The sequence below is a fragment of the Streptomyces sp. G45 genome, assembly GCF_049542095.1.
Lineage (GTDB): Bacteria > Actinomycetota > Actinomycetes > Streptomycetales > Streptomycetaceae > Streptomyces.
Window position 1 is genome coordinate 1,121,174 of record NZ_JBMUZU010000001.1, and the last position, 13,966, is coordinate 1,135,139.

At 76.2% G+C, this 13,966-nt stretch carries 4 protein-coding genes; all 4 read left to right on the forward strand.

Going from position 1 to position 13,966, the window contains the following annotated elements; translation table 11 throughout:
• Positions 1–123 precede the first annotated feature (123 nt).
• The 4 genes from ACOBQU_RS04700 to ACOBQU_RS04715 all read left to right on the forward strand — a co-directional run bounded on the left by ACOBQU_RS04700 (position 124) and on the right by ACOBQU_RS04715 (position 13,945).
• Positions 124–1,527, forward strand: a complete 1,404-nt coding sequence (locus ACOBQU_RS04700) for a cytochrome P450 (RefSeq protein ID WP_423624633.1) — start codon at positions 124–126, stop codon at positions 1,525–1,527.
• A complete protein-coding gene (locus tag ACOBQU_RS04705; RefSeq protein ID WP_423624634.1) occupies positions 1,524–2,312 on the forward strand; it encodes an enoyl-CoA hydratase/isomerase family protein in 789 nt (262 codons plus the stop codon). The genes ACOBQU_RS04700 and ACOBQU_RS04705 overlap by 4 nt, the downstream gene beginning before the upstream one ends.
• A gap of 117 nt (positions 2,313–2,429) precedes the next feature.
• Entirely contained in the window at positions 2,430–11,813 is a 9,384-nt protein-coding gene (locus tag ACOBQU_RS04710) for an amino acid adenylation domain-containing protein (RefSeq protein WP_423624635.1), read from the forward strand.
• A gap of 242 nt (positions 11,814–12,055) precedes the next feature.
• Positions 12,056–13,945: an ATP-binding cassette domain-containing protein gene (locus ACOBQU_RS04715; RefSeq protein ID WP_423624636.1), complete on the forward strand. Its 1,890-nt coding sequence runs from the start codon at positions 12,056–12,058 to the stop codon at positions 13,943–13,945.
• The last annotated feature ends 21 nt before the right edge of the window (positions 13,946–13,966 follow it).

The following is a 13,966-nucleotide window of genomic DNA, read 5'->3' on the forward strand; positions in this document are numbered from 1 at the left end:
TCCACCGCCTTGGGTGCACTCTGCATCTATGTGATGGGAGAAACATTTAGATGCGCATGACACGGTAGAGGGGAAGGGTAGGTTCCGGCGGTACCGGCAGCGCCCAGCCAGAAGGAGCTTCGCGTGACCGCCGTTGGCGACATACGTGGCACCACCGCCGACCGTCGCACCGTCATCTCCCTCCTCCGCCGACTGCGCTCCGACGAGGGCCAGGCCAACCCCCTGCCGGTCTGGGAGCGGCTACGCGCCCTGGGCGACGTGGTGCCCGCACCCTGGGGCGGGTTCTTCGTCACCGGATTCGACGCGTGCAGCCAGGTCCTGCGCGGCAGGACCTGGCTGGTGCCGGACTTCGCCTGGCAGGAGCGCCAGGGCGACCCGGGCCGCTGGCACGACCCGGCCACCCAGGAGATGACCCGCACCCTGCCGCGCCTGAACGCCCCCGCGCACACCACGCAGCGGCGCGCCCTCGGCAACCCCTTCGACCGCGGCACCCTGGAAGCGCTCCGCCCCAAGATCGCCGCCGTGGTCACCCGTCTCCTGGACGACCTCGACGAGCGGATGCGCGCCCACGGCACGGCCGACTTCGTCACCGCGGTCGGCGACCAGCTGCCCGTCCACACCGTGGGCGGGCTGCTCGGCATCCCCGCCGAGCACCACGCCCGCATCCTGGACTTCACCCACCGTCAGGTGCACGCCCAGGAGCTGCTGCCCACCAAGAGCGAGCTGGCGGTCTCCGCCGAGGCCACCCGCGACATGCGCGCCTACTTCACCGGCCTCCTCCGACAGCGGCGCGCCCACCTCGGCGACGACCTGCTCAGCGACTGGATCCGGCACTGGGACGCCCGCTTCCCCGACTCCCGCGCGCAGGCGGACCAGGCCCTGTACGACCTGACGATGTTCGTCACCATCGCCTCGCTCGAAACCACCGCGACCCTGCTCACCAACGTGGTGTGGCTGCTGACCCGGGACCCGGAGCAGGCCGCCTGGCTGCGGCGGCACGCCGAGCGCACCCAGCACGCCGTCCGCCCCCGGCCCGAGCCCACCGGATGCCCCAGGCACGCCGGGCACGCCCAGGACGCCCAGGACGCCCAGGACGCCGACGACATGGGCGGCGTAGAGGGCGTCGCGCACATCGAGTACGCCGAGCGCATCGACGGCGCCATCGAGGAGGCGCTGCGCTACGACCCGCCGGTGCACCTCAACTCCCGCGTCGCCGCCCACGACACCGTCCTCGCCGGGGTGCCCATCGCCAAGGACACCGTCGTCCACGTGCTGTACGGCGCCGCCAACCACGACCCCCGGCGCAACGCGAACCCGCACGTCTTCGACGTCCGCCGGGGCGGCAGCCACCTCACCTTCGGCGGCGGCGCCCACTACTGCCTGGGGGCCTCCCTGGCCCGCCTGGAGGCCCGGGAGCTGCTGCGCCAGCTCCTCGTCCGCTTCCCGACGCTGCGGCCCGCCGCTCCCCCCACGTACGCGCCCCGCATGGTCTTCCGCCGCCCGACCTCCCTGAAAGTGACGACATGACCGCCCTGCCGCTGACGGCACAGCCCGCCGACCGGATCCTGAAGACCCTGCGCACCTACCGGCGCGACGCCGTGCTCACCGTCGAACTGCACGTCCCCGAGCGCGGCAACGCCGTCACCGACGCCATGCTGGACGACCTCCTCACGGTCCTCGACGGCCAGGACCCCGCGGTCCAGGTCCTGGTGCTCACCGCCGCCGGTGCCGACTTCTGCCTCGGCGGGGACCGCGGCGAGTACGACGGCTCCCTCGCCGAGGACCCCACCGGCGGCGGCATCAGGGCCTCGGCCGCCAAGGCACGGCGGGTGTGCGACGCCCTGGTGGCCAACCCCGCCGTGACCATCGCGCGGGTCCACGGCAAGGCCATCGGGGCGGGCCTCGCCCTGGCGCTCGCCTGCGACCTGCGGGTCGGCGCCGACACCGCGACGTTCCGCCTGCCCGAGCTGGCGCTCGGCCTGCCCACGGCGTGGGGCGGGCTGCTGCCCCGCCTCATCAGCGAGGCCGGGGCGGCCCGGGTGCGCGAACTCATCCTCACCGGGCGGGCCTTCACGGCGTACGAGGCCGAGTCGCTGTCCATCCTGCAGAAGGCCGTGCCCGAGGGCGCCCTCGACGAGGCGGTCACCGCCTGGGCCAAGCCGGTGCTGCGCCGCCCGGCCGCGGCCCTGCGCGTCACCAAGACGCTCCTCAACTCCCTGTCCGCCGGGACCCGTCTCGCCGACGCCGCCGCGCTCGACCCGGAGCTGATGGCGGCGGTCGCGGCCGAGCTGTACCGGGGGCGCAGACCCTGACGCGGGCGGTTCGTCAAGCATTGACATAGTGATCCGCACTGATCAATCATCGCCGTGACGGGGCGGAGGTACATCTACTCACCGCAGGTCAGGCGCCATGCCACGCCCTGCGCACGAATGGGGGCGACGTTGCACTCCCCAACGGACGGGGCGTCACCCGTCGGTCTGGCGCGGGCCGTTCTCGACCGGGCCCGCCGCCACCCCGAGGCGGTCGCGGTCGTCGACGGCGACCGGGTCCTGGACTACGCCGGTCTCGACGCCGCGAGCCGCGCGGTCGCCGAGGCCCTGCGCGCGCACGGCGTGCGGCCGGGCCAGACCGTCGCCGTCTGCCTGCCGCGGTCCTGGCAGCTGGTCTGCGCCATGCTCGGCGTCCTGCGCCTCGGCGCCGCCGTGGTGCCGCTGGACGCCCAGAGCCCGGCCGAGCGGCGTGCGTACATCCTCGGCGACGCGGCGTGCGGGATCGTCGTCCACGGCGAGGCCCCGCCCGAGGACCTGCCCGAGGGCGTCCAACCGCTGCCGGTGGCCGCGCTGCTCGACCCGGCGGGCCCGCCGGGAGCCGCGGACCCGGCGGGCGGCCCGGCGGAGGTCTCCTTCGTCTTCTACACCTCCGGCACCACCGGCCGCCCCAAGGGCGTCGCCGTCCGCGACACCGGGATCCTGCGCCTGGCCCGCCCCGGCTACCTCGACCTGCCCGAGGGCGCCCGCTACGCCTGCCTGTCCAACCCGGCCTTCGACGCGCTGAGCTTCGAAGTGTGGGTGCCCCTGCTGACGGGGGGCCGCTGCGTGATCCTGGACGACGCCACGGCGCAGGCCCCGGACCGGCTGGCGGCGGCGCTCGAAGAGCTGCGCGTGGACACGGTGTTCCTCACCGTGGCGCTGTTCAACGCGGTCGTCGACCAGGCCCCGCACTGCTTCGCGCGCGCCGCCCGCGTCCTGACCGGCGGCGAGCAGCTCAACGCCCGCCTGATCCGCCGCTGGTACGAGGCCAACCCGACCAGCGCCACGCGGCTCTACAACGTGTACGGCCCCACCGAGGCCACCACGTTCGCGCTGATCCACCCCATCCCCCGCGACTTCGACGGCGACGTCGTGCCCATCGGCCGCGCGCTGCCCGGTACCGAGGCACTGCCGGTGGTCGACGGCACGCGGGCCGCCGAGCCCGGCGAGACCGCCGAACTGTACCTGGCAGGCGAGGCGTTGGCCGCCGAGTACCTCAACCTCCCCGAGGAGACGGCCCGGCGCTTCGTCACGCTGCCCTGGCGCGGCGGGCGCCGCCACTACCGCACCGGCGACCTGGTGCGGTGGGACGCCGAGGGCCGCGTCAGCTACGTCGGGCGGGTCGACCGGCAGGTCAAGGTGCGCGGCTTCCGCGTCGAGCCGGGCGAGCTGGAGCGGCGGATCGCGGCCCATCCGGCGGTGCGCCAGGCGTTCGTGTGCACCGAGCGCGACGCCCACGGCACCAACGAGCTGCTGGCCTACGTGGTGCTCGGCTCGGACCTCACCTACGACGCCTTCGACCGGCACCTGGCCGCGAGCCTGCCCGCGTACATGCGCCCGCACCGCGCCTATCGCGTCGCGGAGCTGCCCCGCACCGCCAACGGCAAGGTCGACCGGGCGGCGCTGCTGCGCCGCACCGACGCCCCCTGGCGGGGAGACGGCGGGGAGACGGCGGCCGTCACGCCGTGGCAGCGCGAGGTGCTCGGCCTCGCGGGCCGGGTCCTCGGCGTCAGCGACCTGCGTCTGAGCGACCGCTGGACCGCCTGCGGCGGCGACTCGCTGAAGGCGCTGCGGTTCCGCTTCGCGGCGCGGCGGCGCTGGGGCTGCGAGATTCCCCAAGGGCTCGTCGTGCGGGGCGACTTCGCGGAGCTGGCCGCCGCGGCCGAGGCGGGCCGCCGCGCCGACGGCGGGACGCCGTACCCCGAGGCCCCCGCTCCGGCGGGCGCCCGGTCCGCGCCCGCCACCTCGGAGCAGCAGCGCCTCTGGCTGCTGCACCAGCGGGCGCCCGCGTCCGGCGCGTACCACGTGCCGATGGTGTTCCGGCTCACCGGCGAGGTCGACACCGCGGCGCTGCGGCACGCCCTGCGCCGCCTGGTGGCCCGCCACCCGGCGCTGCGCACGGCCTTCGTCCCCGCGCCGGACGGCCTGCGGCAGGAGGTCGCGGAGCCGTACGACCCGTGGACCGAGGCGCCCGCGCCCACCGACGGGGACGACGCGCGGACCCCGGCCGACCGCTTCTTCGCCGCGCCGTTCGACCTGGCCGAGGCCCGGCTGCTGCGGGCGTGCCTGCTGCCCCGCCCCGGCGGCGGGGACCTGCTGCTGCTCCTGCACCACATCGCGGTCGACGGCTGGTCGCTGAACGTCCTGTTCCACGAGCTGTCGTCCGACTACGCGGCCGCACGCGACGACCGGCCCACGGAGGCCACCGCCGCCCCGGCGGCCACCCCGCTCGACTACGCCGCCTGGCAGGCCGCGTGGCGGGCGACCGACGCCTACCGGACCCAGCGCGCCGAACTGCGGTCCCTGTACGAGGAGTCGGGGGCCGCGCCCCTGGAGCCGGTGCACGCGCCGCGGGCCCCGCACGGCCGTCTGCTCCGCACCTCCCTGGACGCGGGCCGCCGGACGGCCGTCGACCGGCTCTGCGCCGAGCTGGGCCGCACCCGCTTCCACCTGCTCCTCGGCCTGTACGCCTGGAGCCTGTACGGCGTGACGGGCCACACCCGGCCGCGGATCGCCGGTCCGGTGGCGGGGCGGCCGGTGCAGGGCTTCGAGTCCAGCGTCGGCATGTTCGCCAACACCGCGCTGCTGCCGGTGGAGTCGGCGCCGGGCGAGCGGCTGCGCGACCAGCTGGAGCGGCAGGCCGCGGCCGTGGGTGCCGTCCTGGACCGGCAGGACGTGGCGCTCGCCGACGTCCTGGCGGACCGGGGCACCCGCGCGGGCGAGGCGCCGTTCGACTTCCTCTTCGTCCTGGAGAACACCGACTTCGGCGCGTTCGCCCTGCCCGGCTGCGAGGCCGTCCCGCGGTGGCCCGCACCGACCGACGCCAAGTGCCCGCTGACCCTGTCGGTGGTCGAGCGCGGCACGGGGCTCGACTGCCTGTGGGAGTACGACGCCCGGTACTTCGCCGCGGACGACGTCGCCGCCCTGGACGGGCTGTTCCGGCGCGGCCTCGACCTGCTGGCCGACGGCAACGATGTCACGCTCGCCGACCTGGTGTCCCCCTACCGGAGCGCCCTGCCCGACCCGGGCCGCTCCGCCGCCGCTCCCCCGGACTTCGCGACGGTCGCCGAGGGCTTCGCCCGCCAGGTCCGCCGCACCCCCGACGCGCCCGCCGTGACGGACGGGAACCGCACCCTCACCTACGCCGAACTCGACGCCCACGCCCGCGCGTTGGCCGCCGAACTGGGCACGCTCCACCCCCTGCCCGCGGGAGACGACCGCCCCCGGCACGTCGCGCTGTACCTGCACCCCTCCCCCGAGCACGTGGTGGCGCTGCTCGCCCTGGCCAAGCTGAACCTGACCGCCGTACCGCTCGATCCGGCCTATCCGCCCGCGCTGCTGCGGCAGATCGTCGACCAGGCCGACCCGCTGTGCGTCCTGACGTCACCTCAGGACGCGGACGGCCTCGGCGCGTTCGCCCCCGACGCCCTGCCGCGCCACCCGGTCGCGCTGGCCGAGCGGGCTCCACACGCCGCCCCCGAGGTGCCGCCGCACGACGGACGGCGGCCGCTGTACACCCTGTTCACCTCCGGCTCCACCGGTGTGCCCAAGGGGGTGCGGGTGCCGGAGCGGACCCTGTGCGACCTGCTGACCTGGCAGCGTGCGTCCGGCGGCCTCGCGGCGCCCGCGGTCACCCAGCAGTTCTCCATGCTGTCCTTCGACGTCTCCTTCCAGGAGGTCTTCGGCACGCTGTGCGGCGGCGGGCTGCTGCACCTCGTCCGGCCCGGCCTGCGCCAGGACCTGCCCGCGCTCCTGGAGCAGTTGGAGACCGCCGGGGTCGAGCGGCTGTTCCTGCCGTACGTGGCGCTGCGACTCCTCGCGGAGCACGGCGTGCGGCTCGGCCGCTACCCCTCGCGGCTGCGGGACGTGGTCACCGCGGGCGAGCAGCTGCTGTGCACCGACGCGATCCGCCGCTGGTTCGCGGGGCTGCCCGGCGCCCGGCTGTTCAACCACTACGGGCCCACCGAGACGCACGTGGTCAGCGCCCTGTGCCTGGACGGCGACCCGGCGCGCTGGCCGGAGCGGCCCGCCGTGGGCCGCCCGGTGACCGGGGCCTGGCTGCGGGTGGTCGACGAGGCCGACGCGCCCGTGCCGCCGGGCCGCCCGGGCCGCCTCCTCATCGGCGGGCCCATGGCCGCGCCCTGCTATCTGGGCGACGGCGCCCTGAACGCGGAGCGGTTCGTCGAGCTGCCCGGCCTCGGCACCTTCTACCGCAGCGGCGACCTGGCCCGGTTCGACAGCGCGGGCCTGCTGCACTACCTGGGCCGGGACGACCAGCAGATCAAGCTGAGCGGCCACCGCCTGGAGCTGGGGCAGGTCGAGGCGGCGCTGCTGCGCCACCCCGACGTCGTCAACGCGGTGGTGGCGCCGGACGAGGAGCACGAGCGGCGCCTGGTGGCCTGCCTCCAGCTCCGGGACGGCATCGGCGCGGCGCCGACCCCCGACGACCTGGCACGCCATCTGGCGCCGCTGCTGCCGCCGCACGTGCGCGTGGACCGCTTCCGCCGCCTGGACCGGCTGCCGCTCACGCCGAGCGGGAAGCTGGACCGCCGGGCGGCGCTCACCGCTCCCGGCGCGGACCTGGGGCGGCGAGCCGCCGACGCGCCGGTCCTCTCGGCGCGCGAGGCGCGGCTCACCGCGCTGTTCGAGGCGGTCGTGGGGCGCCCGGTGGGGCCCGATGAGCGCTTCTTCGACGCCGGGGCGTCCAGCCTCGACCTGATGCGCTTCCAGTTGCGCTGCTCGGCGGAGCCGGAGCTGCGGTTCACCGTGCCGGACCTGTTCGAGCACGTGACGGTGCGGGCACTGGCCGCCTTCCTGGACGGGGAGGCGGCGGCCGGGCGTGCCCTGCCGGAGGCGACGCGCCCGCCCGAGCCGCCGGAGGCGACGGCCGCGGACGAGCCGGTCGCCGTCGTCGGCATGGCGGTCCGCGTGCCCGGCGCGGACGACCTGGCCGCCTTCTGGGACCTGATACGCACCGGCCGCCGCGGCATCGAGCACTTCGACGCCGCGGACGGCCTGGTCGGCGCGCGCAGCCAGCTGTCGGGGCCGCTCGATTTCGACGCGGGGCACTTCGGCCTCAGCCGCCAGGAGGCCCGGCTGATGGACCCGCAGCAGCGGCACCTGCTGATGGCCTCCGTGCAGGCCCTGGCGCACGCCGGGATCGCCGACCCCGCCCGGCGGCGCGTGGGGATCGTCGCCGCCTGCGGCGAGAACACCTACTTCCAGTCGCTGCTGCGCGAGGCCGATCCGGCGCTGCTGCCGGACGGCTTCCAGATGGCGCTGCACCACGAGAAGGACTTCCTGACCACCAAGGCCGCCTACCACCTCGACCTGACGGGCCCGGCGTTCACCGTGCAGGCGGCCTGCGCCAGCTCCCTGGTGGCCGTGCACGTCGCGGCGGGGCTGCTGCGGCAGGGCGACGCCGACGTGATGCTCGCCGGTGGCGTCCTGATCGACCCGCTCCTGACCGACGGCTACGCCTACCGCCCGGGGCACATCTTCTCCAAGGACGGGCACTGCCGCCCGTTCAGCGACGACGCCAGCGGCACCGTCGGCGCCAGCGGCGTCGGCGTCGTCGTCCTCAAGCCGCTGCGCCGCGCGCGCCGCGACGGCGACACCGTGTACGCCGTCCTCACCGGCTCGGCGCTGAACAACGACGGCTCGGGCAAGCTGAGTTACGGCGCTCCCTCGCTGCCGGGCCAGCGCGAGGTGATCCGCGCCGCGCTGCGCCGCAGCGGCCGTGCCAGCGCCGACCTCGGGTACGTGGAGGCCCACGGCACCGGCACCCAGCTGGGCGACCCGGTCGAGGTCGGGGCGCTGCGGCAGGCCTTCGGCCTGGAGGGCGCCGAGCGGTGCGCGCTCGCGTCGGTGAAGAGCCAGATCGGGCACCTGGGGGCCGCCGCGGGCGTCGTCGGGCTCGTGCGCGCCGCGCTCGCCGTGCACCACGGCGTGATCCCGCCCAACGTCGACTTCCACCGCCTGAACCCCCATCTCGGCCCGGACATCGCCCCGTTCCACATCCCCACGCGGGCCGTGCCCTGGCCCGCCGGGCGGCCGCGGGTCGCGGCGGTCAGCAGCTTCGGCATCGGCGGCACCAACGCCCACGTGATCCTCGAAGCGGCCGACGCGCCACCTGGCGGCGGGGCCACCGAGGCGCCGTCCCGCCCGGCGGGCCCCGCCCTCCCCTGCCTGGTGCTGTCCGCCAGCAGCCAGGAGGCCCTGCGCGCCGACGCGGCCCGCGTCGCCGACTACCTCCTCAAGCACCCGGAGACCTACGGCCAGGTGCTGCGCCACCTCCAGGCCGGTCGCCCCGCGCGCCGCTGGCGGGCCGCGGCGGTGTGCCCCGACGCGACGGCGGCGGTGGCGTGGCTGCGCACGGTCTCCGGCGCCGAGGTGACGCCGCGCGAGGCCCCCCTCGACGACGACGGCGGCGCGGGCGAGCGGCGGCCCGGCGCGGCACGGTCGGCGGAGCGCCTGAGCGCCGCCGAGCTGGCCGACGCCTGGCTGTCCGGCCACCCCGTGCGCTGGCCTGACGGCCCGGCCGACGCCCCCTGGGACTTCCCGCCCCCGTCCTTCGCCCTCACGACGTACGCCGTCGAACGGGCCGCGCCCGTCCCGGAGCCCGGCGCCCCCACCCCGGCCGTCGCCAGGCCCGCGCCCGCCCCGCTGGCCGACGCCTGGCCGCCCCGGCTGCCGGAGGCCGACTGGCTGCACCAGCCGCACTGGGTGCGCCAGGGCCGCGCTACCCCGGCCGCCGGGGCGCCCGCGCCGGGCCTCCTGGTGATCGTGACGGCCGAGCCGCTGCCGCCCGAGGCGGTCGCGCCGTTCGCCGCGGCCTATGCACGGGTGGTCCAGGTCAGGGCCGCCGCCGCGTTCGGGCGGGCGGCCGACGGCGCCTACGAGGTCGATCCGGCCGACCCGGACGCGCTGCGGGCCCTGCTGGAGGCGCTGACCGGCGCGGGCGCCGCGGTGGACGGCGTCGACTGGCTGCACGCGCTGCCGCTCGCGGTCGGCGGGCCGGTCGGCGAGGCGTCCCTGGAGCGGGCCCGCTGGGCCTGCCTGGACGCGCCCGCGGCGCTGCTTCAGGCGGCGGCCGCGCTGCCGCGGGCCGTGCGGCTGCGCACGTGGTGGCTGTCGTACGGGGCGCAGCCCGTCGAAGGCGACGTGCGGCGACCGGAGTTGGGGCTGCTCGCGGGGGCCGCCGAGGTGGCGCCGCAGGAGTGCGGCGTGGACGGGCGCTGGCTCGACCTGCCCGACGCCGACCCCCGCGCCTGGGCACCGGCCGTGGCGGGGCTGCTCGCGGACGCCGACGCCGCCGCGCGCCGGGAGCGGCGCCTGGCGCTGCGGCAGGGCTACTGGTGGCGGCAGGCGCTGCTTCCGGTGCCCGCGCCCGCCCCGACGGCCCCGCCCGCGCTGTCCTCGGGGCCCGGCACGTACGTGGTCCTCGGCGGCACCGGCGGCATCGGCTCCGCCCTGGCCGCCTGGCTGCTGGACCGCTCCGAGGGCCGGGTGGTGCTGCTGTCCCGGCGGGGGCGGCCGCCGTCGGCGCTCGCGCCGTGGGCGGACCGGGTGGACGTCGTCGAGGCGGACCTGGCCACCGCGGACACCGATGCGCTCCTGGCCCGGCTCGACGGGCTGGCCGACCGGGTCGACGGCGTGGTGCACGCCGTGGGGGTGGCGGGCGGCGGCCTGGTCGCGCGCCGCGACGGCGTGGCGGCGCGGGCGGCCACGGCGGCCAAGCTGCGCGGCGCGCTGCTCGTGGAGCGGCTGGTCGAGCGCCACGCGCCGGGCTTCGCCGTGTACTGCTCGTCGATGTCCGCGCAGTTCGGCGGCGTCGGCCAGTTCGACTACGCCGCGGGCAACGGCCTCCTGGACGGCTTCGCCCGGCACCGGTCGGGCCCCGGCGAGACCACGCTGCGGATCGGCGTCGGCTGGGACGTCTGGAGCGAGACCGGCATGGCGCTCGGCGCCCTGCGGGCGGACGCCCGCCACCAGGCCCACCTCGCGGTCGGCCTCACCGTGAAGGAGGGCCAGGAGCTGTTCGCGCGGGCCCTGCGGCTTGCGCTGCCCCAGGTGCTCGTCTCCACGACGGACATCGAGCGGTCCCGCGTCTTCTACGCCGGTCCGGACACCGCGAGGGACACGGCCCCCCGCCCCGCCGAAACGGCGGGCACGGCAGACATGGCAGACATGGCAGACGTGGCAGACACAGCGGGCACGCCAGCCGTGGACACCGCCGCGCCCGCCGCCCAACTCGGCGCCTGGATCGGCGCCTTGCTCGGCCTGGACGAGCTGGACCCGGACGCCTCGCTCTACGACCACGGCGCCGACTCGCTGACCCTGCTCGACCTGATCGCCAAGGTGGACGAGCGCTACGGCACCTCCCTCGACCTGTCCGCCCTGAGCCACCGGGTCAGCCTCAACGAGGTGCTGTCCCATGTGGTGGCGCCGATGACCGGCGACGCCCCGGCCGCGCGACCGGTCAGGGAACCAGCCACGGAACCGGTCACCGTGGAGGTGTGGCAGCAGGGCACCGGACGTGACGTCGTGTGCCTGGTCCACCCGGTGGGCGGCGACATCCAGGCGTACCGCGCCCTGGTCTCGGCGCTCGACGCGCGCCTCACCGTCTGCCTGATCGCCGACCCGGCGCTGCGCCACGCCGACCTGCCCGCCTGGTCGATCGCCGAGCGGGCCCGCCGGTACCACGACGCCCTGCGGGCGCGCTTCCCGCACCAGCGGTGGCGGTGGCGGCTCGGCGGCTGGTCGTTCGGCGCCTGGGTGGCGCACGCCATGGCCGCCGAGGCGGAGGCCGCCGGGCGCCCGGCCGAGGCCCTGTACCTCCTCGACCCGCCGCCGCCGGACGCCGCCGAGCGGTTCCAGGGGTACGACGACACCCACCTCCAGGCGGTGTTCGCCCACGAGGTGCGCCAGGGCAGGCGCGGCGGCGCCGGTGAGGCGAGCGCCGAGGCGGCGGCGTACGCCGAGCGGCTGGCCCGCTGCTGCCGGGCCAACGTGGCGGGCATGGCGGGGCACGAGCTGCCCGCGCTTGAGGCCACGCCCGCCTGGCTGTGGCTGGCCTCGCAGCCGGTCGCGGGGCTTCCCGACCACGGCTCGCCGGAGCGGCAGCGGCGGCTGTGGCAGCGGTGGCTGCCGTCCCTGGAGTCCTGCCGGACGCTCGCCACCACGCACTACGACCTCGTTCGCGAGCCCCAGGTGCGGGCGGTGGCCGAGACCCTCAACGCGGGCCCCGCCGGGAGGGACGGCCACGCCACCGGGCGCCCCTGAGCGCCCCTGACGCGCGCCCCGTACGCTTCTTGACGTTCCGTCAGGTCGGGGTCGTCGGCGTTTTGGCCATCCGCCCTCCCCCGGGCCCGCCCGGTGGTTCAAGGGTCGGTGCATCCGGCAGGGGGCGTCGGCCGTGCTGCCGTACGGAATCCACTCCGTCTCAAACACGTGTGTTCGAACGGGCGCGGATGTCGTTGAATCCGATGCCTCCCGGCCCACCGCCCACGAACGCAGGAGAGCAGTTGACCTCAGTGGATCCCCAAGAAGCGCGCACCCTCACCCCGCCGCCGCCCCCGCCCGCCGAGATCCGCTACAGCGGGGAGTTCTCCGTGAACCCGCTCGGCGCCGTGTCGTTCCGCAAGCTCTGCGCGCAGCTGCCGTCCGTGCTGCGCCGCATCGTCCGGCTGTCCTGGGACATCGACCGCCGGGCCGTCCTGCTGCTGCTCGCCTGCCAGCTCGTCACCGGGGTGGCCGCCGCGGTGCTGCTGGCGGCGACCGCCAGCGCCATGGGCCCGCTGCTCGGGGGCGGCGCGGTGGGCGACCGCCTGGACGCGGCGCTGCCCGCGCTGCTGGTGGCGGCCGGGGCGGCGGCGCTCGCCCGGACGTCGGCGGCGCTCGCCACGTACGCCGAGCGCCGCGTCACGCCGAAGCTGACGTCCGCCATGGACACCGCGCTCGTCGAGGCGGTGTGCCGGGTCGAGGCGGCGGCGTACGCGGCGGAGGGCTTCGCGGACCGGCAGGAGGCCGCGGAGATGGGCGTTCTGCGCACCCATGTGATGGTCGCGGACGCGCAGCGCTTCCTGGCGGCCCTGGTGAAGCTGGTCACGGCGAGCGGCGTCCTGTCGGTGCTGAACCCGCTGATGCTGCCGCTGCTGCTGCTCGCGGTGCTCCCGGCGGGCGTCGGCGCGGTGCTCACGGCCCGCGTCGACTACGAGATCCACTACGCGAACGTCGCCGACCGCAATGTGCGCGGCATGATGCGCTGGTGGGCGACCACGCCGAAGTACGCCGACGAGGTCCGCGCCAACGGCATGACCGGCTATCTGCTGTTCTGGTACCGGTCGCTGTCCTCGCGGGTCGACGAGCGCACCCTGACCGCCGCGCCGCGCACCCTGCGGATCGCCCTGGTGTCGTCGGTGGTCGGGGGCCTGTTCCTGGTCGCCACCTGGGCCGTGCTGGCCTGGCTCGCGGTGACGGGGCGGGTCGCGCTCGCCGTCGCCGCCACGGCGGTCGTGGCCGTGCAGACGACGCTGGCCGCGCTGTCCCAGGTGGTGGTGAACGGCGCCGCCGTCTTCCACACGAGCCTGTACCTCAGCGACATGCAGGCGTTCTTCGACGACGCGGCGCGGCGGGCACCGCGGCGGGGCGCGCTCGCGCTCCGGGCGCCCGTGGAGGAGATCCGCCTGGAGGAGGTCAGCTACCGCTACCCGGGCAAGGAGAGGCCCGCCGTGGACGGCGTGTCGCTGACCCTGCGGCGCGGGCAGATCCTCGCCGTGGTCGGCGTGAACGGCTCCGGCAAGAGCACCCTGACCCGGTTGATCACCGGGATCTACCTGGCCGACAAGGGCCGGGTGACGTGGAACGGCACGGACCTCGCCCGGGTCGACCCGGACTCGGTGTGGCGCTGCACCGGCCTGGTCCCGCAGATCTTCGCCCAGTGGCCGCTGCGGGTCAGGGAGAACGTGACGCTCGGGCAGCCCCGTACCTTCGACGACGGGCCGGTGTGGGACGCGGTCGACGCGGTCGGCATGCGCGGGGCGGTCGAGGACCTGCGGGACGGGCTCGACACGCTGCTCGCCCGGGAGTACTTCGGGGGCGCCGAGCTGTCCGGGGGCCAGTGGCAGCGGCTCGCCTGCTCTCGCGCCCTGTACCGGCGCCCGGAGCTGCTGATCCTGGACGAGCCGACCTCGCAGATGGACCCGCGCGGCGAGCACGGCATCTTCGAGCGGATCAAGGCGATCGCCGCCGACCGCATCACCATCGTCGTCACCCACCGCCTGGAGAACACCAAGGTCGCCGACCACGTGGTGGTCATGGAGCGGGGCCGGGTCACGGAGCAGGGCCGGTACGAGGACCTGGTGCACGCGGGCGGCACGTTCGCGGAGATGCTGGCGCTGTCGCAGGACCGGTAGCGCGCCCGTCAGCGAGGGCGC